Here is a 26,120-nt window from a genome sequence, read left to right on the forward strand (position 1 = left end):
TCAGTTTTCAATGTTCATTTTAATATTTCATAATGGAGCGGGTGATGGGAATCGAACCCACAACATCAGCTTGGAAGGCTGAGGTTTTGCCATTAAACTACACCCGCATATTTTCATATAAATCATATGTAATGTATTTTGATGCGGCCGAGAGGACTTGAACCTCCACGGGATAAATCCCACTAGGCCCTCAACCTAGCGCGTCTGCCATTCCGCCACGGCCGCTCGGTTGACGCTAAAATTTTCCGTTCATCAAGTTAACGTACTCAATTGTAATATGTTTGAAATGTTTTGTCAATAAGTTTTTAAAATTTCTTTAACAAACTTAAAGGTCCTTCATTTAATTTCATATTATTTTCGCAACGTTTAATATCATATAACATAAATTATATATCGTCAACACATACAAATAACGAATTAGAGTAAAATATTCATTTTTATTTATTTTATCTAATTAAATGCACAAATTTCATATATTTATATCGTCTTTTTAATATCAAACGTGTAAAGTGATTCTTAAATAAAAAAGAGCTGAAAAGTATCAGCTCTCTTGCTACTTAAATTCACTATTTAAAAATGGCTTTGTTCTATCAATTTCCCTTTGCAATGTCCACAAAGCATTTTATTTAAATTCACTTTTCTTATTCTGGCATATTTCACACCACAGTTTGAGCATTTATAGATGTACCTAACTCGATTCTCATAGCTTTCAACTGCTGAACAAAATCTCGGGGCACCTGTTTGCGCACTGAGTAACTTGAAATCTTTATCTTTGTGTTTATATCCTTTTCCTTGTATATGAAGATGGTAATGACATAATTCATGTTTAATAATATCAATAACTGCCTTTTCACCGAAAGCGTCATATTGCTTTGCATTTATTTCTATATTGTGTGTATTCAATATATAACGCCCACCAGTTGTTCTAAGTCGTTTATTAAAATAAGCTTTATGTTTAAACGGTCTTTTAAAAATTGTGGTAGAAATAGACTCTGTCATGCTTTGTAATTTTTCATTATCCATGAGGATCAATCATAGTTAGTGATACTTTCCCTTTCTTGTCATCAATATCTAATATCCAAACATCAACGATATCTCCAACACTGACAACATCCATTGGGTTTTTAACAAATTTCTTAGATAATTTTGAAATGTGTACAAGGCCATCTTGTTTAACACCAATATCAACAAAGGCTCCAAAGTCAACTACATTTCTTACAGTTCCACTTAACTTCATATCTTTCGATAAATCTTCAATCGATAAGACATCCGATTTTAATATTGGTGTCTCAAATTCATCACGTGGATCTCTATTTGGTGCAATTAACGACTTGATAATATCTTCAAGGGTGGGTTCGCCAATGTTTAGCTTTGTAGCCATGTCAGTCAAATCCACATGATTTAAAGCTGCTTTCAAATCAGCTTTTCCTAAATCATCTGCACTAAAACCAATCTCACTTAACAATTGATAAGTTGCTTGGTAACTTTCTGGATGAATTGATGTATTATCTAAAGGTTCGCTACCATTGATAATTCTTAAAAAACCAATACTTTGTTCAAATGTTTTAGCACCTAACCTTTTTACTTTGGCAATATCCTTATTGTGTTTAATAGGCCCATTTTCTTCACGGTATAAAATTATGTTTTGGGCTATAGTCGAAGACAGACCCGACACATATTGCAATAGTGAGCGTGAAGCTGTATTTACATCAACACCTACTTGGTTAACAGCTGTTTCGACAACAAAAGTTAACGCGCCCTCCAATGCTTTTTGGTTAACATCATGTTGATATTGACCAACGCCAATTGATTTTGGGTCAATTTTTACAAGCTCACTTAACGGATCTTGTACCCTTCTTCCAATCGAAACAGCACTACGTTCTTCTACTTGAAAATCTGGGAACTCTGAACGAGCGATTTCTGAAGCAGAATAAACAGAAGCTCCAGCCTCGTTAACAATTATAAATTGTGTTTTTAATTTATGTTTTTGAATCATTGAAGCTACAAATTGTTCTGTTTCTCTACTAGCTGTACCATTACCGATAGCAATTAAATCAACATCATAGTTATTTACAAACTGAACAAACGTTTTCTCCGCGTCTTCCTTTTTATTTACTGGTGGATGCGGGTATATTACTCCTTTAGCTATAAAAGTGCCAAAAGGATTTATTACAGCCAATTTACAACCTGTTCTAAAAGCAGGATCCACTCCTAGAATTTGTTTCCCTTTCATTGGTGGTTGTAATAATAAATTTCTTAAATTTTCGCTGAATACATCAATAGCATGTTTTTCAGCTTTTTCTGTTAGGTCACCTCTTATCTCTCTTTCAATCGAAGGCATGATTAGTCTTTTCAAACTATCAGCAATCGCATTTTCAATAATTGTTGAACCTTCATGATGATGAATCATTTCATGCTTACGAATAAAATTCTCAATGCCTTGAATATCCATATCTATTTTAGCTGATAGTATTTTTTCTTTTTCTCCCCGATTGATTGCTAATGTTCTATGATTTGCAATTTTTTTAATTGGTTCTGAATAATCATAATACATTGAAAAAATCTCTTGGTCATCCTCAGCATTCTTTTTCTTTTGTGTAACAATTTTGCCATGCTGAAAAGTGTCTTTAAGTATTTTAGTTCTATATTTAGGTTCGTCTGAAACTTTTTCTGCAATAATATCTTGCGCACCTTGTATTGCTTGTTCTATATTTTCTATTTCTTCATTGAAAAATTGAGTTGCTTTTTCTTCTATTGTCATTTCTAAACTAGGATTTTTGAGCCATTTTGCAAAAGGTTCTAAACCTTTTCTTTTCGCTTCCGTAGCTCTTGTTTTCTTTTTCTGTTTATAAGGTCTATATAAATCTTCAACTCTTTGTAGCTTTGTTTGCTTTAAAATGTCATTTTTTAATTCTGTAGTCAGTAAACCTTGTTCTTCTATATTATGTATAACTTCTTCTTTTCTTTTTTGAAGATTAACCATATATTGATATTCATCATTAATTTGTTTTATTTCTACTTCATCTAACCCGCCAGTCTGTTCTTTACGATAGCGTGCAATAAATGGTACTGTATTTTTTTCTTCAAGCAACGTTAATACTGCATTAATTTGTTTACTTGAAAATTTATATTTTTCTTTTATAGATTGTATTAAATTACTATCCATAGTATCCTCCACTCATAAATAAAAAATTTATTACTAATACTTATATATTCTAACATATAACGTTATCTTGATTCTTTTCCTAAAAATAATCGAAGTATAAAAAAGCAGAATTCATTAAATGAATTCTGCTTTAAGCATATATTTTATTGGTTTGCTGCTTCTTGAAGTTTCTTAATTGCTGTTCGTTGTAACCGGGATACATGCATTTGACTTAAACCTATTCTTTCACCTGTTTCTTTTTGACTTAAACCTTCAATAAATGTGCACTGTATAATCTCTCTTTCCCGTTCAGATAAAATTGGGAGTATTTTTTCTAATATCATACGCTTTTCAGTTAAATCATAATTATCATCTTGTTGCCCCATAATATCTAATAATGTAACAGTCGATCCGTCTTTATCCGCTTCAATGGAATGGTCTACACTTAATGCATTATAACTTTGACCCATTTCCATAGCTTCGAGCACATCTTCTTCATTGACTTCCAACCTATCGGCAATTTCAGCAATAGAAGGTGAGCGCTCTAACTCATTTGTCAATTCATCAGTCACTTTCTTAATACGGGGTCCGATTTCTTTAATTCGCCTAGGAACGTGCACACTCCACGTTTTATCACGTAGATAACGCTTAATCTCACCAATTACAGTTGGTACTAAAAAAGCTTCGAACTTTCTATCAAAAGATAGGTCGAATCGGTTAATTGCACCAATTAAACCAACCATACCAACCTGAACGAGATCTTCGTGATGAGATTGACCTTTTGAATATTTATATGCCAATGATTCAATCAACTTTTTATAATGTTTAACAAGTTTATCTTGAGCATCTGAATTCTCATTATTTTGATGCTCCATTATCCACTGGTTGATTTGTTCAGGTGATACGTCATTAACTGATTTCGACTCTCTCGCCATTATTTCGCACCTGCTCTTTTTTTATATACTTAATCATGCTAATGGTTACACCAGAGTTTTTATCCACTGTAACTTCATCCATTAAAGATTCAATTAAAAATAAACCAAGACCTCCCTCTCTAAGGAAATCTATATTTTCATTGTCTTTATATGGTCCTAATTTTGCTTTTGTTTCTTCATAATCGAAACTTTCCCCTTGATCGGAAATTACTATTTTAATTTTATCATCAAAAATTTCAAAACAAAGGTTAATCATTCCTACATCCGTAGCATCGTTTTTATATGCGTGTTTTACTGCATTTGTTACTGCTTCGCTCACTGCTATTTTGGCATCTTCTATATCGTCATATGACGCCCCAGCACGTGAAAATACACCTGATAGAGTCAAACGTATTAAGCTTACATACTCTGCTGATGCTGGTAAACGCATTTCTATATAATCTTGTTTAAGTTGCATGTTATTCGACCTCCGTTCCTTCATTAACATGCATCAAATCTTTTAAACCTGTGATATCAAATAGTCGACTTATTCGATCTGAAGCACCTAATATATATAATTCTTTATCATTTTGATTTAAAGCCTTTAATGTTCCGACAAATAGTCCTAAACCGGTTGAATCCATATAACTAACATTTTCTAAATTTACATATATATCATGCGTTCCCTCTTGTCTCATCGGCATGAGTACTTCTTCAAGTTCTGGAACAGTATAAACATCTAATTCTCCGCCAACTTTAACTTCATAATGTGTATCATGTGATATTGTTTCAATATTTAGATTCATAAATTACACTCCTAAGCATAGTCTCATTAATAACCATTATACCCTTTTATTTTAATCATTAATCTTATCTAATTCACTCTTTTTATTATCAATATTGTTAAATCATCTCTTTTTTCTGGATTTTGAATTTTTAAAATTGCTTCATATAAAAGTTGAACAATGTCTTGTGGATGCATATGTTTATACTTTTTTATCATATCTAGTAAATAACTTTTATCTAAAAAGTCACCAGCTTCATTTCTTACTTCTGTGACACCATCTGTAAAAATGATAACTAAGTCATCTAAATGAACGGGTATTTCTTGTTGATTGTATCGTGTTTGTTGGCTAACACCTAAAACGCGACCTCTCACCTTAATTTCCTCAAATGTTTCGGTTTCAGCTCTATAAATATACCCTGGCTCATGGCCAGCAGAACTGCAATATAACAAGTGGTTTAATTCTTCATACAGTCCATAAAACATCGTTACGAACATATTTTGATTCACATTTTTTTCTACCACGCGATTCAATCGTTTAAGACCATCGCTTGGCAATTGGGAATGCCCATATGAATCCATACCAAATTTGATCATACTCATAGCTAAGGCAGCAGGTATACCTTTACCTATAACATCTGCTACTGCAAAACTCATCGTACCGTCTTTATGATCTATTAAATTAAAGTAATCGCCACTAACCTTTTGCGCAGCTACGGAAATTACACCGATTTGAATACTATCGAATTGAGGAATATCTGTCTTAAGCATCGTTTGCTGTAAACGGGATGCTAAGTCGATTTCTTTATCATGATATTGTAATCGATTTACAAGATCTTGATAATCTCTATAATTATAGCCAAATCCTTTTACTACTTCTTTAAGTACGTTGAATGTTTTAGAAATTTGTTCACTACTTAACTCTAATGCTTGAACATAATTTTTATGAATTTCAACGATATCTTCAGGTAGCAAGTCTTTTCTTTTCACTTCTTCGGTGAAGCCTTCACACTTTTTTAATAAATCTGTCTCATTTACTGTGTGTAGACTTTCGTCAATTAGCGCTTTATATTGATTTTTGAACTCTTTCACTCAGTATTTCCTCCTCAAAATGCAAATATAAATCGCATACATCGGTTTTAACAAGAATATATTCTGTTATATGTATGTGTATTAAATATTTAATCAAGCAATACAGTTTTGTTTCTAGCAAAGTGAGATGTTTTTAAATACATACTTTAAGTTGATATCGAAAAAAGCTTTAGGATAACCTAAAGCTTTTCAACTTAAACATCCTATTCATAAATATTTGATTACAAACACACGCTTTATTTTCTCTGTTCTATTTCAAATTATCTTGGAATTAAGTGTTTGTTGCATGTATAAGGAATTGATGTCTGTTATTCGTTATTTTATTACGCTCACTTTTAAAAATTATGTTCTATGATTTCTAATATTATGTAAACCTAGGCTAATATCTATAGCATTATTAACTTCTTGCATTTTTTCTTCAGATAGATATGTCAGTTTTTCTTTTAATCTGTTCTTGTCTAACGTCCGTATTTGCTCTAACAATATAACAGAATCTTTGTCGAGTTTATACTTGCTTTTTTCTATTTCTACATGTGTAGGTATTTTAGCTTTATTAATCCTACCTGTAATTGCAGCTACAATTACGGTAGGACTATACTTGTTACCAGTATCATTTTGTATAATGACTACGGGCCTTATTCCCCCTTGTTCAGAACCCTGTACTGGTGACAAATCAGCTAAATAAACGTCTCCTCTTCTCATCATTCATTGTTATTCTTAGATATAATGTAGACTTCATTGCAATCGCAAGCTTCACATTCAAATGGAAATGCTTCCGCCGCAAGGGAGAGATTCAAGTCAGCCATTTGCGAATAGCCTTCTTTTAATAGTTGTTCAATACTATGATTTCTGCTTTGATTAAAACTTGCCATGAATAAAGACCTCCATGTGACTAAAATAGAATATATTGAGATTTCTTGTTAGATATATAATAACAAATTTTAAATACAGTGACTATACTATTTTAGTAATTCATTAAGGATTTCTAGGTCTTGAGTACCATAATAGATACGTGGCAATCTCCTATTTAAGCGACATAAAACTTCATAATTGATAGTATGTTGTTGATATGCCAGCGCTTCCACAGATTGTTCACTGTCTGAATGATGATCCAACAATATCACTTTATCACCAGTTTGAATTTCTTCTGGAATTTTTATAATTATTTGATCCATGCAAACTTTTCCAATAATTTCACATTGTTTGCTGTTAACATTTACATTAAATCCGGTCATCATTCTTGGAAATCCATCTGCATAACCAACAGGAATAATACCTATTTTTGTAGGTTCTGTCGCTGTATAAATACTGCCATAACTCACAGATTCGCCTGGTTGCAAGACTTTTGTTTGTACAATTTCACTAATCCATTGCGCACTTGGTTTTAAATGTATTTTCACACTGTCTTTAACATAACTTGAAGGATAATAACCGTATAATGATATACCCACCCGCACTGAATTACAGAATTGGCTATCTTTCATTAATGCGCCTGCAGAATTTTGCGAATGTATATACTGTGGCTTTTCTTCTTCATTGACAATTGATTCAAATAAACTTTGTTGCTGATTCATTGATTCTCCAGGTTCATCTGCACATGCAAAATGCGTAAACACCCCTTCAAATACTAAATGATCATGGTTATGGATTAACTCAATAACTTCTTTATACTCCGCTGCATCTTTAATACCTAATCTTCCCATGCCAGTATCTATTTTTACGTGTAACCATAAATCTTTGTCGTTATCTTCTGGAATTTCTTTTAACGCTTCAACTAACCATGCTTTTGATGGAATGGTGATTGCTACGCGATGTTGTATGGCTTTATTAATATTATATGTAGGTATAACGCCTAATATTAAAATTTTAGCATCTATACCGTGCATTCTTAATTCTATCGCTTCATCCAAAGTTGCTACGCCAAAAAAATCAGCGCCATGATCCATAAGGTAACGTGCGATTTTCACGCTGCCAAGGCCATAAGCATTCGCTTTTACGATTGGCATCACCGTTTTATTTGGGTGTAATTTTTGGAAAACTTGAAAATTTGCCACAATTGCATTTAAATCTACGTTTAAATATGTGGATCTATAATACTTATCAGTCATTAAACGAGACCTCCATTTCAAAAATAAAGTTACACTTTGACATACATTAAATTAATTTTATAACAATTAAATAAAGATAGCCAAAACTTTATATTAAAATCGTTTTTTATTTTTCTATAATGACTTGGCTCATTGCGTAATGTTCTGTGTGTGAAATACTTACATGAACTGTAAAACCATCATAATGTATACATGGTTTTCCAAGTTCATCATTAAAACAATCTATTTCATTTAATGCTATAGTTTTTCCAAGTCCTGTACCGAGCGCTTTGCTAAAAGCTTCTTTACAGGTAAATCTTCCCGCTAAAAATTCTATTTTACGCGTTTCACTTTTAAATTGACGAAAGTGTTGTTGCTCATTTTTTGACAATACACGTTCTACCAATTTGTCTTGTCTATAGTAAAGTTTTTTTATTCTAGCTATTTCTATTAAATCAACGCCTATACCATGTATCATTAGCTACTCCTGCCTTTCTATGACAAGTTTTTTATTATAAATTCTGTGGCATAGAATGATTACCTTTTTTTATTTCTTGTTTCAATGTATTTGCTTTATTTTTGTCAATTAGCTTTATTTCAGTATTTCCACCGGCTGTCGACAAGGTTAAACTCGCCAAATTATATTTTCTCATTAAGATACCTTCATGGGTATCGACATTTTGAATACGAAACAAAGGAATTTTCACTACATTAATAAACCACAAGCCATTTCTAACCGTGATTTCTTGATTTTCTAACTTATATCTAAATATTTTATATTTATAAATCGGTCTAATCATACCACCGATAATGATAACAATGAATGCAATTATGATATTAATCGTCCATAACCAAAACATGACTTTAGAACTTATGAAATGTAACCATACCTTATCTATTACTGTAATGATTGATAAAGCCAAAATTAATAAAATTGCAGTAATTATTGAAGCAATACAAATGACTGTTTTGCCTGATGGATCCATATAATTATATTCATTCATCAAAATCACCTCTCAAATACCATGATTTTAGTTTTTCCACATGACTAACTTCACTATATTTTAACCCTATTTCTGCACTGCCAGCCGCTTTAGCAATGATAAATTTAAAGTTTGCTAGGTTACTTCGAATAAGAAACGGATTTTCTGACATTTCCATACCTAACAATTTGTTGTGTTTAAAATATGTGTTTTTAAATCCAAACATAGTTACATTCCGCACAACTAATTCATCGTGATTTAAGTTTAAACCAGAGGATTTAATAACGATAAAACTGTGAAGAATCATTATTAATATTAGGCACCCTGCAATAACAAATGACCAAACAGACCAGTAATAAGTAGCAATCGTAGCACCGATAAGTAATACTAGTGATTCTCTCCAAAAATACCTATGAAATCCCCTCCAAGGCATGCCTAGTTTTGGTTCAGTGAATTTCATGTCTGGTATCAGGTGCTTTATCAGATAAAATGCTTTTTGCCTCTTAATAAATGGTAAAATCATTACATTGCCGCCTAGAGTAACATCATCCTTATCAACACCATCCATATCACTCGTAATTACAAAATGAATTGAAGTATAGCCAAATAACTTTCTTATAAATGATTGACGTTCTACAATCGCTTGCACACGGTCAGTTGGTACAGTAATACTTTTGACATTAAACAAACCATATTGAATATTTAACTGTGTACCTTGTTGCTTAACCGTATAATTAAAATTTCTAACTATTTCTATGATAGTGCCAAAAATATAACTCACTACAATGATCAAGACAACAATCATTAAAATAATCATAAAAGCAGTCTGAAAAATTTCAGAAAATGTATTGGTAATTTTATGCCAAGGTAAAATATCACTTAATGCAAACATGACTGGTGACAATGTTGCAAAAGCTACACCAATGACACCACTTGTTAAAGCCATAAATAAAAGTTCTTTAAAATTTAATTTATAAATATTCATAGCTGGCGACTGCATTTTTTGTTCTTTTTCAGCATCCTGCTCTGCAAAAGAATTATTGTTGTCAATGATTTCGCTATTTTGAGTCAGTTTTTGCTGTTTTTCTTTTAATGTTTGCTGTATAAAATCACTTTGATTTTTGGATACAGTGTCTAACTCTATACCATCACTAGGCGTTTTAATTTGAAGTATTACCCCACCCACAATTTGATTAATAATACCTTGTGAAGTATCTAACGTTTGAATTCTGCGTATATTTAACTCTTTCCTTTCTTTACTAAAAATACCAGTGGCTAAAATAAAATGATCATTTTCAATCCAATATCTAGTGTTATAAACCTTTAATATTTGTATTATAAACGAAATCAGAAAGATAATAGTAACAATGCCTGGATAGATATATGATTTATAATCCGTAAAATCAAAGTTGCGTAAATTAAACACTAAAAAAATAAAAATCAAAATAATATTTTGTTTAATCGCCTCTATTATTCCAGTTATGTATGAAATTGGATGTAATTTTTGAGGACTATACATCATAATCAGCTCCTCGTAAGTATTTTAAAATATTATGTTCAAATACTTCAATTTCCTTTGTTAACATCAACGGGAAATCAAGTGAGTGGCCAGCTGTCACCAAAGTTAGCCTTGATATATGTAATTGTTTTAATAATGGATTGCTTTTTCTTTTTAAAAATTGCGTTCGCTCATATTTAACAATTTCATTCTTTTTAAAAAATATTCCTGTTTTGATTTCAATATATTGGTCTTTGACGCAGTAAAAAGTATATTTATACTTCAACCAAGGTCTCAACAGCATATATATTACATCAAAAATCGTTATTGCAATAAATATGTAAATTAAAAAATGCCACCAATTATAATGATTCCATAAAAATACTAATGCAATCATAAATAATAAACTAACAATCAATTCAAGAGCTTCTAGTATGTAATAATATCTCATCGCTTGTTTAGGGCTGCGCCTAAATTGTTGGTCGTTAGTCATAATTACACTCCTCCATAAAATTTTTCAATTCATTATAACATAGGGACATGTTTGCTTCATTATCGTCGTAGAAGGCAATGATTATTCTAATATTTTTATCATCACTTTAATTTCCCACTTTTTCTAATCACTTTTATGTGATTGAATCGATTTTAGATATAAAAAAATCACTCCAATAAATTGGAGTGACTAAACCTAAAATTCATATATGATAAAGTATTTTATTTTTTATGGTCTGCGAATGTGCGACCCTTCATTGATTTTTTGTTGTTTCTATCTGATGATCTATCATTTTTCTTTTTATTGTTGAAGGCGCCTTTATTTGGACGACGATTTCTGCTATCGAATTTGCCGCCACCACGTTTATGGTTTCCACCACGTTTTGGTCCACCTTTACCTTGGCGACCTTTGCCTCGAGATAATGGCTTTTCAAATGTTAATTGAACATCAACTTCATCGTTTGATTCAACTAACTCTTGCAATAATGCTGCTACTAAATTTACATCATTATATTCTTCCAGTAATTCTGTTGCAATACGTTCCAGTCTTGGTTCGCTATCTCTTGACATCCAGTTTTGAACTTTACCTTTAATGTCGTCTTCACGTGCTTTAAGCACTTCTTTACGATGCGGTGGTCTCAATGCAGTCATTTGTCGTTTGTTCGTTTGTTCAATTTGACGGATATAATCCATTTCAATTGGGTTAACAAAAGTAATTGCTACACCTTTTTTACCAGCACGACCCGTACGGCCAATTCTGTGAGTATAACTTTCAGTATCTTGAGGTATATCAAAGTTATAAACATGGCTTACACCTGATATATCGAGTCCTCTTGCTGCAACATCTGTAGCAACTAAGATATCTAATTGGTCGTTCTTAAATTTCTTCAATACTTCTAAACGTTTAGCTTGTGTGATATCGCCATGTAAACCTTCAGCTTTATATCCTTTTGAAATTAACGCACTTGTTAGTTCGTCAACACGACGCTTAGTACGACCAAAAACAATTGCTAACTCAGGTTGATGTACATCTAAGAAATTTGTAAATGTATCAAATTTTTCTAATTCTTTTACAATTGTGTAATATTCATCTATTTGAGGATCTGACATTTCATTATTCATAGTTTTAACAATTTCTGGTGATTTCATAAATTGTTGTACCAATGTTTGAATAGCTTTTGGCATTGTAGCTGAAAATAACATTGTTTGACGTTGTTCTGCTGGTATTTTATCCATAATAAATTTCATATCATCAATAAAGCCCATATTCATCATTTCATCTGCTTCATCTAATATTAATGTATGAATAGTGTTTGTTTTTAACGTACGACGATTTAAATGATCAATAACACGTCCAGGTGTACCTACAACAATTTGTGGACCCTTTTTAAGTGATTTAATTTGACGATCTATTGGCATTCCACCAAATACAGTTACTATTTGTACATTTTGGCCGGTCGCAAATGCTCTAAGTGATTCAGCAACTTGCATCGCCAATTCTCTAGTTGGTGCTAATATTAATGATTGAACTCCATCTTGTCCTGCCACTTTTTCAATAAGTGGAATACCAAAAGCGCCTGTTTTTCCTGTACCTGTTTGCGCTTGACCAAGAACATCCTTACCTTCTAAGGCAAGAGGGATACTCTCTTTTTGTATAGGAGTGGCCTCATCGAACCCCATTGATACTAGGGTTTCTACCGTTTTATCTGAGATCCCTAATTCTTTAAAATTTTGCAATATAATTCTCCTTTATTTATCTGTATTTCTCTACATATATGTTCATCTAAGTTTCTTCAACTTCTTTATAGTACCACCTCAAGTCTATAATCGCAATAAACCAAATTTATTATAATGACATAATTCACCTCATTAATAATCAAAGTAAACTGAGAAAATACTGTGACATATAGGTTGTAAGCGTTTAATTATATTTACCAGTATTTATTTTTGTTTACGAAAAAAAATTGTAGATTTATTTATATTGATAATTTTTAGTAATTTTTAAAAATAGTAACTTAAATGAACTAGTTCAAGTTACTAACTATCGAAATATCTATTTTATTTATAACAAAATAAAACACCACTTTCCCACTAATAAAAGTGATATGAAATGTGGTGTTAATAATTTTAAATTAAGGCATCTACAACTTCTTCTAATTGCATCCCTCTTGAACCTTTAATTAGTATTTTATCTTGTGGTTCAGTATTTGATTTTAATGACTGTATTAGTGCAGCTTTATCTGTAAAATGTTCTGCATATTTTACAAACGCTTTGCCTGTACGATGAATATGACCCGCTTCTGTTCCATAAGTATATAACGCATCGATTTGTTTATTAACTAAATAATCACCAACCGCTTCATGCATTGTTTGACTATTAGGCCCTAATTCTAAGACATCACCTAACACAAGTATCTTGCGGCCTCCCATACTGCTGAGTGTATCAATAGCGGCTTTCATACTAGTTGGACTAGCATTATAAGCATCATTGATAACAAGCGTATCGGAGTCGGTATGGTGTTGTTCCATTCTCATACCTGTAAGTTGAACCGCTTGAATATTTTGATGTATCGTTTCATAACTCAGATTAAGCCGTTTACCAACAGCTATAGCTATAGTTTCGTTTTTCATATTATGTTCACCTAAAATTGGTAATTCATAATGCTCATTTTCATTAATATTAAAAATAATACCAGTATCATCTATATTGTCAATTTTACAAACTAAATCATTATTTTCTTTTTTACCTATACTCATTAAATCTATATCTACTAATTTATCGACATGAGGCTTTAATAATGGCTCATCTCCATCGTAGATAAATAGACCTTGAGGTTTAAGACCAAATGAAATTTCCGCTTTAGCTTTCGCTATACCTTCACGCGATCCTAAATCTTGCATATGTGATTCACCAATATTAGTAATAATTGCAATATCTGGGTTAGCTAATTGTGATAATGCTTCAATTTCATGAAAACCAGACATACCCATTTCTAATATAGAAATTTCAGTATCTTGATCTAATTGCAAAATGGTTAACGGCATACCGATTTCATTATTATAATTTCCTAGTGTTTTTTTCACTTTAAATTGAGGCTTTAATACACTTTCTATCATGTCTTTAGTCGTTGTTTTACCATTAGAACCTGTAACAGCGATCACAAATGGATTAACAAATGCCAAATAGGCTTTGGCTAACTGCTGCAATGCTTCCAATGTGTCATCTACCCAAATAATAGGTCCAGAAATTTGAGGGGCTAAAACACTGTCCTTCTGACAAAATGCCGCTCCCGCACCATCTTCCAATGCTTGATTCACATATTTATGTCCGTCGACATGTTCTCCTTTAAAAGGAATAAACAAATTTTGTTCGTCGATTTTTCTTGAATCTATAGAAACACCTTTAATTGTGTAATCTAAATAGTCATTATCAATCTCGCATGGAATCCAATCTTGAATTTGTTCTAAAGTTACTTCAATCATGATTTAACCGCCTCAATCAATTTTATATTTATTTTTCTTTTTATCTTCATGTTTTTCTTTTGCTAATTCAATTAATTTACTTATGAGTTCTGCATAACTTACGCCCATGTTTTCCCATAAACTTGGATACATACTATAAGCTGTGAAACCAGGCATAGCATTTGTCTCGTTTATAAAAATTTGATTATCTTCCGTTACAAAGAAATCAGCGCGCAATAATCCTGAACAATCTGTTGCTTTAAATGCTTCTACAGCCATATTTCTTAAAGTCATTTTTACATCATCATTCAAGTCAGCTGGAATATCCAATTTGATTTTTCCATCTTTATACTTAGCTTTGTAATCATAAAATGCCACATCTTTAACTACCTCTCCCGGCCAAGTCGTTTCTGGGTAGTCATTACCTAAGACAGCCACTTCAATTTCTCTAGCGTTGATGCCTTGCTCAATTACTAATTTACGATCAAATTGAAATGCTTCTTCTATACCTTGTTTCAACTCTTCCTCATCGTTACACTTACTAATACCTACGCTTGATCCTAAATTTGCAGGTTTCACAAATACAGGATATTCTAACTTGTCATGTACTAATTTCAAAATATTATTTTCGTATTTTTGATATTCGCTTCTTAAGAAACTTACATATGGTAATTGAGGTAAGCCTCTATGCGCAAAGAGTTGTTTCATCACAAGCTTATCCATTGAACTTGAGGCTGCTAGCACACCATTACCAACGTATGGAATATCTAACACTTCAAATAAACCTTGAATTGTTCCATCTTCACCATTCGGTCCATGTAGTAATGGGAAAACCGCACTATATGCTGTGCCAAGGCTGCCTTCATTTAATAATTTGGAGATTTCTCCGGCAGGAACATCTGCTAATCGTAACGCATCTATGTCATCTATAGGATCTACGATATTTTCTTTCTTTTTCCAATCTCCATCGTTTGTTATGTAAATAATGTCCACTTGATATTTTTCTTTATCAATCGCATTTAAGACATTTTGTGCTGTTAATATTGATACATCGTGTTCAGCACTTTTCCCTCCATATACGATACAAACATTTTCTTTAGCCATATTTTAGCCTCCATATAGAATTCTTAAACTACATCATATCACGATTTATTAGCATTTTGCATTTGTTATGTAGTTGTAAAATAATTGTTTTTTATAAGTATATTGAAGTTTTTAAAGTATTTAAAGTGAAAACTTCAATGACACTTAAAATAATTATTTAAGTTTTACATACCCTACTTCTAGCAAAATCGTATAAAGTTCGGTAAAATCTATATATACTACAAGTAATTGAAATAATAGTTTTCCAAAGGAGTAAGAAATGAATACTTCACGTCAATCAAAAAATAATCATTGGATCCGAAAAATAGACTGGATTTTAATTGGCTTCATCGCATTACTAGCAATCATAAGTATTACGTTTATTAGTTCTGCAATGGGCGGAGGTCAATATAGCGCTAACTTTAGTATACGCCAGATACTATATTATGTTTTTGGGGCGATTATCGCATTTCTAATAATGCTAATTTCACCTAAAAAACTTATGAAATATACATATTTACTTTATATTATACTTTGTTTCTCATTGTTGTTATTACTAATTATTCCAGAAACACCTATCACACCGATTATTAACGGGGCAAAAAGTTGGTATACGTTTGGACCAATTAGTGTTCAACCATCCGAATTTATGAAAATAGTTATGATTTTAGCTTTGGCCAAAATTGTAACTAAACATAACCAATTTACATTTAACAAATCTTTAGAAACTGACTTTAAATTATTCTTTAAAATTATCGGTATAGCTTTTATCCCTATGGTACTTATATTATTGCAAAATGATTTAGGTACAACACTAGTTATCTTTGCGATTATTGTCGGTGTTATGATAATCAGTGGAATCACTTGGAAGATACTAGCACCTATATTAATAGGGTCAGTCGTTATTGCTTCTACGGTGATATTATCAGTGATTTATAAACCTTCTATTTTAGAAAATAGTTTCGGCATTCAACCTTACCAATTAAGTCGTATCAATTCGTGGCTTGATCCCTATACTTATAGTAGTGGTGATGGATTTCATTTAACAGAATCACTTAAAGCGATTGGTTCTGGACAACTATTTGGTAAAGGGTTCAATCAAGGTGAAGTTTATATTCCGGAAAACCATACGGATTTTATTTTCTCAGTTATTGGGGAAGAATTTGGTTTTATTGGTTCAGTCATTTTGCTATTGATTTTTCTTGCATTTATTTTTCACTTAGTAAGACTTGCTACTAAAATTGAATTACCGTTCAGTAAAATTTTCATCATTGGATTTACTACAATGATTCTATTCCATATCCTAGAAAATATTGGTATGACCATTCAGTTATTACCAATTACGGGTATACCATTGCCATTTATTAGTTATGGTGGTAGCTCATTATGGAGTTTAATGTGTGGTATTGGTGTGATATTATCAATTTATTATCACCAATCTAGACAATATACAACGCAAAACAAATAGCTATTTGTTTTGCATTGACATATTTAAAAAGCGTTGAAAACTCTTAGATCAAAAAGTTTTCAACGCTTTTGTTTTTTATAAATTTATCGTTCAACACGGCACACTAAAATGGAATGAGTAGAAAATCAATTTATTTAATAAGGCTTCACCGTACCATCCCTTCAAGTCAAGATTAACTGCTGCTTTAACAATAAGAGGCTGAGACAATCAATGTCTCAGCCTCTTAAATTTGCATATATGCTTTTAATCTTTGTATGGGTAACGCACTATTTCAATTCGTTAGCGGTTTTCACAGTCGTTGGTAAAGTATGCATAACTTCTAATCTTGATTTAGTTTTCTTTATGTTTACCCCTAATGATGATAATAGTTTAACTACATTTTGAATCTTTTCGTTATCTTTACTCATATCATCACTCCTAAATTCTAGCTTCTATTATATCTTACCCTATTTATTTACGAATTACTACATGTTATTGAAATTTTCTTTATCTTATAAAATAATTTTTGTTTTATTACGTAATTTTAAAACATTCACTTATAATTATTATAAGCAATAAAAACAAAAACAGAATATAAATCAATACCAGTCAGTCTATTGATTGTTTCACCCTGTACTTTATAACATGATATGAGAAAGATAACATTTCAATGACTGAAGTCGATTTAATACAAAATTTCAAATCCTAAATCATATAAGTCTTTTTCTAAATTGTTTAAACTTGCTGGTGTTTCAAATTCTATAAACACTTGTGCTTTTTCAATTTCAACTGAAACATGATTCACACCGATGATTTGTGATAATGTTCTTTCTATTTGAAGCTTATCTTGTTTATTATCTATTTTACGTAAATAAATCGTTTGTGATTCCATTGGCGTCACCTGTTCTAATCTTTCATTAACTTTTGGAAAGTTACCAACAACTCATCCATTGCTTCTTGTTGCTCACCTTGGTTCACTTTATCCATAATACAACTTTTCATATGGTGATCTAATAATTTCGTAGCAACACTATTAAGTGCTGATCTTGTCGCTCTAATTTGTGTAAGCACATCATCACAATATACATCTTCATCAATCATACGATTGATCGCTCTTACTTGTCCTTCAATGCGATTTAAACGAGATTTTAAATTTGATTTAATTTGTTCAGAATGATGCGCTTTTTGCATTTCTGCCATGATCCAACGCCCCCTCTTAATATACATTTATAATATACCCCTATCAGGTATTAGTCAAGTGATAAAAACGTGGTACCATGTTACAATGATGAAGAATTTATCAATTGTAAATTAATTGAATAGCAATTTGGAGGTTTAATATGATAGATATTTTTGCTATAACTTACAACCATACAAACGTCATCATTAATGTTATTCTGATTGGCGCATTTATATTAAACCTAATCTTTGCATTTACAATTATCTTTATGGAGCGACGATCTGCTGGTTCTGTTTGGGCATGGATATTGGTTTTGGGTCTTATACCTATTTTAGGTTTTATCGTGTATTTACTTTTTGGTCGCCAAATCCAACGCGAACATATCTTTAGTTTAGATGAAGAAGATAAAGTCGGCATTGAAATGATTGTAAATGAACAACTAGAAGCCTTGAAAAATGATGATTTTTCTAAAGGCAATCATCAAATCGTAAAATTTAAAGATATGGTTCAAATGTTATTGTATAATAATGCGGCTTTCTTAACTACTGATAATGATATAAGCATCTTTATAGACGGAAAAGAAAAGTTTGATGCACTCATTGAAGATATATATAATGCCAAAGATTATATACATATTCAATACTATATTTTCCGTAATGATTATCTAGGAAAACGAATATTAACTGCATTAGAACATAAGCTTGACGAAGGTGTCGAAGTGAAAATGCTTTATGACGACATGGGGTCTAGAGGTTTATCTATAAAAGACTTTAAAGCTTTTAGAAAAAAAGGTGGACTCGTTGAAGCATTCTTTCCATCTAAATTACCATTAATCAATTTGAGAATGAATAATCGTAATCATAGAAAAATTGTTGTTATCGATGGACATATTGGTTACGTAGGTGGATTTAACGTCGGTGATGAATATTTGGGACTTAAGAAAAAATTTGGATACTGGAGAGATACACATCTCCGTATCGTTGGTGATGCCGTTAACGCTTTACAACTTCGTTTTATGCTTGACTGGAACTCACACTCAACACGTGATAATTTAAGATATGAAGAACGTTATTTTCCAGACGTAGATTCAGGTGGTACGACGGGTGTGCAAATTGCTTCTAGTGGTCCTGATGAAACGTGGGAACAAATAAAATACGGTTATTTAAAAATGATTGCTTCAGCAAAGCATTCTATTTATATACAATCGCCTTATTTTATTCCCGATCAAGCATTTTTAGATGCTGTTAAAATTGCTTCTTTAGGTGGCGTGAACGTAAATATCATGATACCTAATAAACCGGATCATCCTTTTGTTTATTGGGCAACATACAATAACGTTGCTTCTTTATTAGATGCTGGTGTGAATATCTTTCACTACAATAATGGTTTCTTACATTCTAAAACACTCGTCATTGATGATGAAGTTTCCAGTGTTGGAACAACAAATATGGATCACCGCAGCTTCACATTAAACTTTGAGATAAACGCATTCATCTATGACCCACATATTGCTAAAGCTTTAAGAATGGCTTTTGAAGAAGATTTAAACGTCTCTTATAGATTAACTAAAGCACTATATGAACAAAGAAGTTTATGGGTCAAATTTAAAGAAGGCATTTCAAGATTATTATCTCCGATTTTATAGAATCATTATCAGTCCGAGACTTATCATATGTCTCGGACATTTTTAATCTTAGTAATTATAAACAACCGAATTAAAAAATGTATTTCTACGCTTATAAAAGCTTAAAGTATATACATGTTGTTTGTCACTCTAGTAAAAACACTTAATACTTTCATCTTAGAAAGATTGTTGATCACCCACTATTTAAACACATCAATGTATTATTTATAATTTTATAACAATTAAATCTCAATTAATAATTTAGTTTAGTTTTTTGTCAAAATGGAGGCAACTTGATATGACTAATGAAGATATACTCACTAAAGCGCAAAACTACATGAAACTTTTTCATAAAGATGATACAACCGGGCACGATATTGCACATATACAACGCGTAACAAGATTAGCAGAATATATTGCTAACAATGAACAACAAGGTCATTTACTCACCATACAATTAGCAAGTATTTTACACGATACTATCGATAGCAAACTTACAAATACTAAAGAAGCAAAAGTAAAGTTAGCACAATTCCTCAATGGTTTGGAACTTGATCTCGTAATACAACAAGATGTGTTACATATTATTGAACATATCAGTTATAAAAATGGTAAAAATGATCATGTTAAATTATCGATTGAAGGACAAATTGTTCGTGATGCTGATCGTTTAGATGCGATTGGTGCAATTGGTATAGCACGCACATTTCAATTTGCAGGTCATTTTGGTGAACCTATGTGGATTGACCAACAATCCAATAATATAAAAAAATCTAATCAATCATATTTTGATTGGAAACCTTCTGCAATAAAACACTTTTATGAAAAATTATTTAAACTTAAATCACTCATGCACACTCAAACAGCAAAAAATTTAGCGCAACAACGACATGAATTTATGAAAAATTATGTAGATACTTTTTTCAAAGAATGGTATTTTTAAAAATTCAAGTATGTTTGTTCCAGACTTTGTAGACCATCTTTATATATTGGATAGCTACGTTACTTTCGAAACTAAGATACATTTATTTTAAATATAAAAAATAGAAGCACTTGAGATAATCATCTCAAGTGCTTCTAAACTTTATACCTGCTATATATTATGTACCAGGTCTACCATTTAAATTAATAATGTAATGCATTATTTCTTTTTAGATTTCTTAGGTGCTACTTGAGTGTTTTTACCTTTGCTAGCTTTTTCAGAATTATTATTCTTCATTGCTTCAATCATTGGAGCAACTTCTTTTTTAGCAAGATTAGAATAATACATGTTGGCAACTTGAGTTTGTACAATCAAGAATGCCGCACTGACTGACCAATAAAGACCTAATGCTGACGCAGAACTTAAAGAAATCCAAACAATCATAATTGGAGAAATAATCATCATCATATAACCCATTTGACGTTGTTCATTTGGCATACTCTTACTTGATACAAAAGCTTGTAAGAAGTATAAAATACCAGCGATAACAGTAATCCAAATATCAGGTTGAGACAAGTTAAACCAAAGGAAATTTGGGTGTTCCGTAAATCCACCACTTGACGGGTATTTCAATACGAAGAATAAGCCCATAATGATTGGCATTTGAATTAAGATTGGTAAACAACCTAACATGCTCTTCATTGGATTCATATCGTATTTTTTATATACTTCCATCATTTCTTGGTTTGCAGCCATTTTTTCTTCTTGCGTTCTAGAACGCTTAACTTTTTCTTGAACTGCATCAATATCCGGTTTTGCAACCTTCATTTTTTCTCGCATCATATGACTATTTTTATAGTTTGATAACATGAAAGGCAATAATACAACACGTATTGCCAATACAAGTACTACTATTGCTAAACCATAATCATTGTTGAAACTTGTTCCCAACCAATGAATTAACTTGTCCATTGGTTCTACAAACGTATTAAAGAAAAATCCATCTCTATTTTCAGGTTTAGAGTAGTCACAGCCTGCTAAAAGGACCATTACACCTAATAATAAAGGTAGTAGCGCTTTCTTTTTCATTTTTCCACCTCTAATGATATATTCACATAAAATTTATTTTATCATACTCAAAGGAAAGTAGAAAACAAAAAAAGAAATTTTCCGCATTATTCAACAGTTTGTAAAAATTGTTGTACAGTTTCTTGGATATTTGAACTTTTCGAGATTGCAGAAATAATTGATAATCCATCTGCACCATGATTCATAATGATTTGAGCATTTTTTGTATTAATACCTCCAATTGCAACGATTGGAAAATCTTGAACTTTAGTTCTTAATGTTTGAATCATTCCTGGGCCCACTGGAGCTTTAGCATCTGATTTTGAGCCCGTATGATACATCGGTCCAACACCGATATAATCAACATTGGTTAAGTCCGATACTTGATATTCTTCTAAATCACTTACACTAAGACCTATTATTTTATTACTAAATGTACTGGCGAATGCATCAATATTGGCATCATTTTGTCCTACATGTATTCCATCAGCATCTATTGCTTTTGCTAAGTCTACATCATCATTAACAATAAAAGGAACATGATAACTTTTACATAAAGATAATAATTTTTGTGCAAGTTCAATTTTGGCATTTCCTGTTAATGAACCGTCCCCTTTTTCTCGAAATTGGAACATTGTAATTCCTGATTCTAAAGCTTCAGTCACAACATCTATGATTGATGTTTGTTTTGGTATATCTTGTGTACCACAAATAAAATATAGCTTTAAATACGCTTTGTTAAACATAGTTACACCTCTTGCTTATTTTGATATTGTATATCAGTTTCAAAGGTCATATTATACAATGCATTTAACAATTCTACTTTAAAACTACCAGGTCCTGCTGAAATTTGTTCAGCTTTTTCTGCAGCGATATTATATAGAGAGACCGCTTCTATTAACGCATTTATAGAAGGAGTTTCTGAGTCAACAAAACTTGCTACTATTGCTCCTAATAAGCAACCAGCACCAGTTATTCTTGCCAACAATGGAGATCCGTTAGATAGTTTAAATATGCGTTCATTCTGAGCAATAATATCCTCTTTGCCAGTTATGACAATCGACGTATTAAAGTGTTTGCGTGCTTCTTTTGCAATTGATACTGAATCTAAACTACTATCGCCGTCAGTTCCCTTCATTTTAGTATCGCTATTAATTAACGTTAAAATTTCAGAAGCATTTCCTTTAATAACAGTAACTTTTATTTCATTGAGAAACTTTTTGCAAAAATCTTTGCGGTATTGTGAAGCACCTACAGCAACAGGATCAAATATAATCGGTTTGCCAAGATGATTCGCTGTTTTAGCGATGTTTAAAATATCTTGTTCTCTTTCTTTTGTTAACGTACCAATATTTATTAACAAAGCGTTTGCAGCTGTCAGCATATCATGTGCTTCTTCAGGCGCCTCACTCATTGCTGGACTAGCACCAAGACTTAACAAACCATTTGCAGTAAAATTTTTAACTACATCATTTGTATAACAAATGACAAGCGGTTGATCCGCCCTTAATTTTTCTAAATTATTCATCATCTAAACCAACTTCCTTCATATATGCAAAATGGTTTACTGGACCTCTACCTAAACCAATTTCTGGTGTATGTTTAATACTAAGTGAAATAAATTTCTTCGCTTTTTGAACTGCATCGAACATCGATTTACCTTTTGCTAACTCTGAAGTAATAACAGCTGAAAAAGTACATCCTGTACCATGTGTATGTTTTGTATCATATCTAGGTTCTTCAAAGGTAAACACATCATCTTGTGTAAATAAATAGTCTATAGCTGTATTTTTATCACTTGAATGTCCCCCTTTTATAACAACACCCTTGCTACCAATTTCATTGATAAATATATTGCCAGCTTGATAAATCGACTGTTGGTCATTAATTGTAATACCTGTAATTTCTTCAGCTTCTGGTAAGTTAGGCGTCGCTATTGTAGCGTAAGGCAATAAAATATTTTGTAAGTTTGCTTTAGCATCATCATCCATCAAAGAATCACCACTTTTTGCTAACATAACTGGATCGATAACATATGGAATATTGTCGTATTTTTTTAAATACATTTGAATAATCTCCATCATTTCTCTAGATGCAATCATCCCAGTTTTCAAAGCATGTGGTAGTTCATCTGAAAATACACTTTCCATTTGCTCTTCTAACCAATGTGAATCTAGATTATGAATATGTTGTACGCCTTTAGTATTTTGAGCCACAATGCTTGTTATTGCAGCCATACCATATACACCACATGCATGGAATGATTTTAAATCTGCCATGACACCTGCACCACCGGTAGGATCTGTTCCAGCAATCGTTAACGCAATCTTAGGTTTATTCATTATTTTGACCTCCGTATAACCAATTTTCTTGTATATATGCCATATTAAAGAAATTTCGTTCATGTATCGTACTTTGCAAGAAACAAGATTTTATTGCTTCTTTTTCTTCAACTGCAAGATTTTGTGTTAATCGGTCCATTAGTTCATCAAAAATATTTACCAATTCATCCATTTCCGTACTATAAAATTCAAATCATTTTGATAAAATTGAGTCTTTATTTAATTCACTGTCTTTCAACGCTTCTTTAGCAATCACTTGATACACATATGGACAAGGTGCCATTGCTGCAATTGTATATGCAGCATTTTCTTTTGAATAGGCATTGAAATACATATGTTTGATATAATGATCTCCACTTGGTGGCCAAACTTTTTCTTGAACGATTTCACTATAGTTTTGTTGTACATATGTTGCTAAGATTTCGTGTGCTTCTACTTCACCATCAACTATAAATTGTATTTGTTCTACTAAAAATTGAACCTCTTCCAATCTACTCATTTTTGGTATTAACAATGCATATATATTTGCAAATTCTTTTAAATAAGAAGCATCTGCTCTCAAATAAAATTTCAAAGCCTCTTCAGAAATCGTACCATGCAACATTTCTTGGATAAATGGATCATTATAGATATCCTCAATAATTGGTTGTGAAGCTTTTTTTAATTCCTGTGAAAATAACAAATTTAACCCTCCTAATTAAAAAAACTACATCCCACGTAGGAATGTAGTTTATTAATATATATTAGAGCAATTTCCCAAATATTAATGAATGCTACTTTCCTACGTTGGTCTTAACCAAATCAGGTTATAAGGGTCTGAATTTCTCATCTCAGCCATAAGGCTCCCCTAGTAGTTTCTTTATTATGTATTTATATAAAACATATCAAAGTACATCAACTATTGCAATAAAATGGTTTATATAAACCTTCTAGTAATACAAAAACCTTTAATATGATTGTACTCCCAACAGTTATCAACTAAGTTAAATGTACTTATAATTAGCTTTATATACTCTAGATGCACATTATTTATAAGAAAAAATATGCAGGACTTTGGCTATCGTTCATGCATAATTACCACTAACTTAATATAACAATAAAAAGCTGAGACAATTAAATTGTCTCAGCTTTTCCAAAAATAAACTTTATTGTATTTTGTTATATTATGCTGTAACCCATTGTGAAGGGCCTACTTCATCATATAATTTTTGAGCTGCTGCATCTTGAACTGCTTCTGGTGCGTTAGCAGCTGGTTGACCTTGATATTCAGCTGGAGCTACTGAATCCCATGTACTTTGTAAGAATTGGAACTTACCTGAAGCACCTGATGATGGGTTTGTAGCATGAATATCGCCACCTGATTCACGTTGTGCAATTTGTTGTAAGTGTGCATTCACACCTGATGAGCTAGTTGAAGCTTCATTTGAGCTTGATGATTGAGTTGAAGCTTTTGTAGTTGCTTCTTGTTGTGGTTGTTGTGTTTGTTCAGTTTGTGGAGCAGCTTGTTGAGCTGGTTGCTCAGTTTGTACTTCTTGTGCTGGTTGTTCAGTTTGTGCTTGTTGAGGTTGTTCAACAGAAGTTGTTTGTTCTGATGATACATCTTCACTAGAACCTCCACCAAAACTCCATGACCATGTTTGGCCATCTGATTCAAAATTATAATTTGTACCATTATAATTAAAGTTATAGTTATATGCACCCTCTTGTACAGGTGATGCATTTAATTGTTCTGGATTAGATTGTGCTAAGTTTGCTAATTCTGCTTTGTCAACACCTTGTTCAGCTGCGTCTGCTGAGTTTCCTGCTGCAAATCCTGTTACGCCTAAGCCTACTGCTAATGTTGAAGCTAATACTGTTTTTTTCATTTTTAAAAATTCCTCCTATAAGGTAAATAATTTTTTTCGTTATGATTAATTTGCAAGTACAACTATAACATCTTAAAAACAGTAGTAGGTTACAGCCAAATAAAAAAGTACACCTTTTCTTTACATGGTGAT

Annotated in this window: 27 protein-coding genes, 2 tRNA genes, 1 pseudogene and 1 riboswitch; of the genes and pseudogenes, 3 read left to right on the forward strand and 27 right to left on the reverse strand. The window is 31.8% G+C overall.

Annotation, left to right across the window (positions count from 1 at the left end; genetic code table 11):
* Positions 1 to 33 precede the first annotated feature (33 nt).
* The 18 genes from KA830_RS12285 to KA830_RS12370 all read right to left on the reverse strand — a co-directional run bounded on the left by KA830_RS12285 (position 34) and on the right by KA830_RS12370 (position 15,561).
* Positions 34 to 107 (reverse strand) — tRNA-Gly (locus KA830_RS12285).
* Positions 108 to 142: 35 nt separating this feature from the next.
* A tRNA-Leu gene (locus KA830_RS12290) sits at positions 143 to 225 on the reverse strand.
* Between the two features lie 345 nt (positions 226 to 570).
* Positions 571 to 1,023: a SprT family protein gene (locus KA830_RS12295; protein ID WP_073346045.1), complete on the reverse strand. Its 453-nt coding sequence runs from the start codon at positions 1,021 to 1,023 to the stop codon at positions 571 to 573.
* Complete coding sequence (locus tag KA830_RS12300) at positions 1,016 to 3,166, reverse strand: Tex family protein (RefSeq protein ID WP_204179717.1); 2,151 nt, start codon at positions 3,164 to 3,166, stop codon at positions 1,016 to 1,018. The genes KA830_RS12295 and KA830_RS12300 overlap by 8 nt, the downstream gene beginning before the upstream one ends.
* A gap of 143 nt (positions 3,167 to 3,309) precedes the next feature.
* Complete coding sequence (gene sigB, locus KA830_RS12305; protein ID WP_046207790.1) at positions 3,310 to 4,080, reverse strand: RNA polymerase sigma factor SigB; 771 nt, start codon at positions 4,078 to 4,080, stop codon at positions 3,310 to 3,312.
* A complete protein-coding gene (gene rsbW, locus KA830_RS12310; RefSeq protein WP_064209857.1) occupies positions 4,055 to 4,537 on the reverse strand; it encodes an anti-sigma B factor RsbW in 483 nt (160 codons plus the stop codon). The genes sigB and rsbW overlap by 26 nt, the downstream gene beginning before the upstream one ends.
* Position 4,538: 1 nt before the next feature.
* On the reverse strand, positions 4,539 to 4,865 hold the full coding sequence (locus KA830_RS12315) for an anti-sigma factor antagonist (protein WP_046207788.1): 327 nt from the start codon (positions 4,863 to 4,865) through the stop codon (positions 4,539 to 4,541).
* Between the two features lie 68 nt (positions 4,866 to 4,933).
* Positions 4,934 to 5,935, reverse strand: coding sequence for a SpoIIE family protein phosphatase (locus KA830_RS12320; protein ID WP_046207787.1), 1,002 nt, complete (start codon positions 5,933 to 5,935; stop codon positions 4,934 to 4,936).
* 342 nt (positions 5,936 to 6,277) lie between these two features.
* Positions 6,278 to 6,640, reverse strand: coding sequence for a type II toxin-antitoxin system PemK/MazF family toxin (locus KA830_RS12325; protein WP_019468010.1), 363 nt, complete (start codon positions 6,638 to 6,640; stop codon positions 6,278 to 6,280).
* The gene (mazE, locus tag KA830_RS12330) at positions 6,637 to 6,807 is read right to left on the reverse strand and encodes a type II toxin-antitoxin system antitoxin MazE (protein WP_046207786.1); all 171 of its coding nucleotides are present in this window, start codon (positions 6,805 to 6,807) and stop codon (positions 6,637 to 6,639) included. The genes KA830_RS12325 and mazE overlap by 4 nt, the downstream gene beginning before the upstream one ends.
* Before the next feature lie 87 nt (positions 6,808 to 6,894).
* Positions 6,895 to 8,043 (reverse strand): alanine racemase, encoded by a 1,149-nt coding sequence (gene alr / locus KA830_RS12335; protein ID WP_064209856.1) that lies wholly within the window; start codon positions 8,041 to 8,043, stop codon positions 6,895 to 6,897.
* A 106-nt stretch (positions 8,044 to 8,149) separates the two neighbouring features.
* Entirely contained in the window at positions 8,150 to 8,500 is a 351-nt protein-coding gene (acpS, locus tag KA830_RS12340; RefSeq protein WP_204179716.1) for a holo-ACP synthase, read from the reverse strand.
* Positions 8,501 to 8,534: 34 nt separating this feature from the next.
* Complete coding sequence (locus KA830_RS12345; RefSeq protein ID WP_046207783.1) at positions 8,535 to 9,026, reverse strand: PH domain-containing protein; 492 nt, start codon at positions 9,024 to 9,026, stop codon at positions 8,535 to 8,537.
* Entirely contained in the window at positions 9,019 to 10,524 is a 1,506-nt protein-coding gene (locus KA830_RS12350; RefSeq protein ID WP_204179715.1) for a PH domain-containing protein, read from the reverse strand. The genes KA830_RS12345 and KA830_RS12350 overlap by 8 nt, the downstream gene beginning before the upstream one ends.
* The gene (locus tag KA830_RS12355; protein ID WP_046207781.1) at positions 10,517 to 10,996 is read right to left on the reverse strand and encodes a PH domain-containing protein; all 480 of its coding nucleotides are present in this window, start codon (positions 10,994 to 10,996) and stop codon (positions 10,517 to 10,519) included. Before KA830_RS12355 ends, KA830_RS12350 begins: the two co-directional genes overlap by 8 nt.
* A 221-nt stretch (positions 10,997 to 11,217) precedes the next feature.
* Positions 11,218 to 12,732: a degradosome RNA helicase CshA gene (cshA, locus tag KA830_RS12360; RefSeq protein ID WP_210134285.1), complete on the reverse strand. Its 1,515-nt coding sequence runs from the start codon at positions 12,730 to 12,732 to the stop codon at positions 11,218 to 11,220.
* A 390-nt stretch (positions 12,733 to 13,122) separates the two neighbouring features.
* Complete coding sequence (locus tag KA830_RS12365; RefSeq protein WP_204179714.1) at positions 13,123 to 14,478, reverse strand: UDP-N-acetylmuramoyl-tripeptide--D-alanyl-D-alanine ligase; 1,356 nt, start codon at positions 14,476 to 14,478, stop codon at positions 13,123 to 13,125.
* Between the two features lie 12 nt (positions 14,479 to 14,490).
* A complete protein-coding gene (locus KA830_RS12370) occupies positions 14,491 to 15,561 on the reverse strand; it encodes a D-alanine--D-alanine ligase (RefSeq protein WP_046207778.1) in 1,071 nt (356 codons plus the stop codon).
* Between the two features lie 259 nt (positions 15,562 to 15,820).
* Between KA830_RS12370 and KA830_RS12375 the strand changes: the two genes are divergently transcribed.
* Positions 15,821 to 17,008 (forward strand): FtsW/RodA/SpoVE family cell cycle protein, encoded by a 1,188-nt coding sequence (locus KA830_RS12375; protein WP_070657370.1) that lies wholly within the window; start codon positions 15,821 to 15,823, stop codon positions 17,006 to 17,008.
* Between the two features lie 266 nt (positions 17,009 to 17,274).
* Here the strand turns inward: KA830_RS12375 and KA830_RS12380 are convergent, their stop codons facing one another.
* The 3 genes from KA830_RS12380 to csoR all read right to left on the reverse strand — a co-directional run bounded on the left by KA830_RS12380 (position 17,275) and on the right by csoR (position 18,187).
* Entirely contained in the window at positions 17,275 to 17,415 is a 141-nt protein-coding gene (locus KA830_RS12380) for an Lmo0850 family protein (protein WP_099091318.1), read from the reverse strand.
* A gap of 257 nt (positions 17,416 to 17,672) precedes the next feature.
* Entirely contained in the window at positions 17,673 to 17,879 is a 207-nt protein-coding gene (csoZ, locus tag KA830_RS12385) for a putative copper chaperone CsoZ (protein WP_046207776.1), read from the reverse strand.
* Between the two features lie 14 nt (positions 17,880 to 17,893).
* Positions 17,894 to 18,187, reverse strand: coding sequence for a copper-sensing transcriptional repressor CsoR (gene csoR, locus KA830_RS12390; RefSeq protein ID WP_046207775.1), 294 nt, complete (start codon positions 18,185 to 18,187; stop codon positions 17,894 to 17,896).
* Positions 18,188 to 18,327: 140 nt separating this feature from the next.
* On the opposite strand from csoR, the gene cls reads away from it, so the two are divergent.
* Positions 18,328 to 19,812, forward strand: coding sequence for a cardiolipin synthase (cls, locus tag KA830_RS12395; protein ID WP_046207774.1), 1,485 nt, complete (start codon positions 18,328 to 18,330; stop codon positions 19,810 to 19,812).
* A 277-nt stretch (positions 19,813 to 20,089) separates the two neighbouring features.
* A complete protein-coding gene (locus KA830_RS12400) occupies positions 20,090 to 20,734 on the forward strand; it encodes an HD domain-containing protein (RefSeq protein ID WP_204179713.1) in 645 nt (214 codons plus the stop codon).
* A 198-nt stretch (positions 20,735 to 20,932) separates the two neighbouring features.
* On the opposite strand, the gene yidC is transcribed toward KA830_RS12400, so the two are convergent.
* The 6 genes and pseudogenes from yidC to KA830_RS12430 form a co-directional block, all read right to left on the reverse strand.
* On the reverse strand, positions 20,933 to 21,802 hold the full coding sequence (gene yidC, locus KA830_RS12405) for a membrane protein insertase YidC (RefSeq protein WP_046207772.1): 870 nt from the start codon (positions 21,800 to 21,802) through the stop codon (positions 20,933 to 20,935).
* A gap of 86 nt (positions 21,803 to 21,888) precedes the next feature.
* Entirely contained in the window at positions 21,889 to 22,527 is a 639-nt protein-coding gene (gene thiE, locus KA830_RS12410; protein WP_070039511.1) for a thiamine phosphate synthase, read from the reverse strand.
* A gap of 2 nt (positions 22,528 to 22,529) precedes the next feature.
* Positions 22,530 to 23,309, reverse strand: a complete 780-nt coding sequence (gene thiM, locus KA830_RS12415) for a hydroxyethylthiazole kinase (protein ID WP_204179719.1) — start codon at positions 23,307 to 23,309, stop codon at positions 22,530 to 22,532.
* Positions 23,302 to 24,123 (reverse strand): bifunctional hydroxymethylpyrimidine kinase/phosphomethylpyrimidine kinase, encoded by an 822-nt coding sequence (gene thiD, locus KA830_RS12420; RefSeq protein WP_204179712.1) that lies wholly within the window; start codon positions 24,121 to 24,123, stop codon positions 23,302 to 23,304. Before thiD ends, thiM begins: the two co-directional genes overlap by 8 nt.
* Positions 24,116 to 24,805 (reverse strand): annotated as a pseudogene (tenA, locus tag KA830_RS12425) (thiaminase II). Before tenA ends, thiD begins: the two are co-directional and overlap by 8 nt.
* 79 nt (positions 24,806 to 24,884) lie before the next feature.
* Positions 24,885 to 24,982: riboswitch (TPP riboswitch) on the reverse strand.
* A 304-nt stretch (positions 24,983 to 25,286) separates the two neighbouring features.
* Positions 25,287 to 25,988, reverse strand: coding sequence for a transglycosylase family protein (locus KA830_RS12430; protein WP_046207768.1), 702 nt, complete (start codon positions 25,986 to 25,988; stop codon positions 25,287 to 25,289).
* Positions 25,989 to 26,120: the final 132 nt, after the last annotated feature.

Source organism: Staphylococcus sp. GDY8P119P, from assembly GCF_017892075.1.
In the GTDB taxonomy this organism is placed as follows: domain Bacteria; phylum Bacillota; class Bacilli; order Staphylococcales; family Staphylococcaceae; genus Staphylococcus; species Staphylococcus ureilyticus.

Excerpts from the sequence above, each read along its gene's own strand:
- KA830_RS12315 (WP_046207788.1), bottom strand. The coding sequence starts at position 4,865 with ATGAATCTAAATATTGAAACAATATCACATGATACACATTATGAAGTT.
- KA830_RS12300 (WP_204179717.1), bottom strand. The coding sequence starts at position 3,166 with ATGGATAGTAATTTAATACAATCTATAAAAGAAAAATATAAATTTTCA.
- thiE (WP_070039511.1), bottom strand. The coding sequence starts at position 22,527 with ATGTTTAACAAAGCGTATTTAAAGCTATATTTTATTTGTGGTACACAA.
- KA830_RS12355 (WP_046207781.1), bottom strand. The coding sequence starts at position 10,996 with ATGACTAACGACCAACAATTTAGGCGCAGCCCTAAACAAGCGATGAGA.
- KA830_RS12345 (WP_046207783.1), bottom strand. The coding sequence starts at position 9,026 with ATGAATGAATATAATTATATGGATCCATCAGGCAAAACAGTCATTTGT.
- cls (WP_046207774.1), top strand. The coding sequence starts at position 18,328 with ATGATAGATATTTTTGCTATAACTTACAACCATACAAACGTCATCATT.
- thiD (WP_204179712.1), bottom strand. The coding sequence starts at position 24,123 with ATGAATAAACCTAAGATTGCGTTAACGATTGCTGGAACAGATCCTACC.
- alr (WP_064209856.1), bottom strand. The coding sequence starts at position 8,043 with ATGACTGATAAGTATTATAGATCCACATATTTAAACGTAGATTTAAAT.
- KA830_RS12370 (WP_046207778.1), bottom strand. The coding sequence starts at position 15,561 with ATGGCTAAAGAAAATGTTTGTATCGTATATGGAGGGAAAAGTGCTGAA.
- acpS (WP_204179716.1), bottom strand. The coding sequence starts at position 8,500 with ATGATACATGGTATAGGCGTTGATTTAATAGAAATAGCTAGAATAAAA.
- yidC (WP_046207772.1), bottom strand. The coding sequence starts at position 21,802 with ATGAAAAAGAAAGCGCTACTACCTTTATTATTAGGTGTAATGGTCCTT.
- KA830_RS12380 (WP_099091318.1), bottom strand. The coding sequence starts at position 17,415 with ATGAGTAAAGATAACGAAAAGATTCAAAATGTAGTTAAACTATTATCA.
- KA830_RS12375 (WP_070657370.1), top strand. The coding sequence starts at position 15,821 with ATGAATACTTCACGTCAATCAAAAAATAATCATTGGATCCGAAAAATA.
- csoZ (WP_046207776.1), bottom strand. The coding sequence starts at position 17,879 with ATGGAATCACAAACGATTTATTTACGTAAAATAGATAATAAACAAGAT.
- rsbW (WP_064209857.1), bottom strand. The coding sequence starts at position 4,537 with ATGCAACTTAAACAAGATTATATAGAAATGCGTTTACCAGCATCAGCA.
- KA830_RS12365 (WP_204179714.1), bottom strand. The coding sequence starts at position 14,478 with ATGATTGAAGTAACTTTAGAACAAATTCAAGATTGGATTCCATGCGAG.
- mazE (WP_046207786.1), bottom strand. The coding sequence starts at position 6,807 with ATGGCAAGTTTTAATCAAAGCAGAAATCATAGTATTGAACAACTATTA.
- KA830_RS12295 (WP_073346045.1), bottom strand. The coding sequence starts at position 1,023 with ATGGATAATGAAAAATTACAAAGCATGACAGAGTCTATTTCTACCACA.
- thiM (WP_204179719.1), bottom strand. The coding sequence starts at position 23,309 with ATGAATAATTTAGAAAAATTAAGGGCGGATCAACCGCTTGTCATTTGT.
- KA830_RS12350 (WP_204179715.1), bottom strand. The coding sequence starts at position 10,524 with ATGTATAGTCCTCAAAAATTACATCCAATTTCATACATAACTGGAATA.
- KA830_RS12325 (WP_019468010.1), bottom strand. The coding sequence starts at position 6,640 with ATGATGAGAAGAGGAGACGTTTATTTAGCTGATTTGTCACCAGTACAG.
- csoR (WP_046207775.1), bottom strand. The coding sequence starts at position 18,187 with ATGGCAGAAATGCAAAAAGCGCATCATTCTGAACAAATTAAATCAAAT.
- KA830_RS12400 (WP_204179713.1), top strand. The coding sequence starts at position 20,090 with ATGACTAATGAAGATATACTCACTAAAGCGCAAAACTACATGAAACTT.
- sigB (WP_046207790.1), bottom strand. The coding sequence starts at position 4,080 with ATGGCGAGAGAGTCGAAATCAGTTAATGACGTATCACCTGAACAAATC.
- KA830_RS12430 (WP_046207768.1), bottom strand. The coding sequence starts at position 25,988 with ATGAAAAAAACAGTATTAGCTTCAACATTAGCAGTAGGCTTAGGCGTA.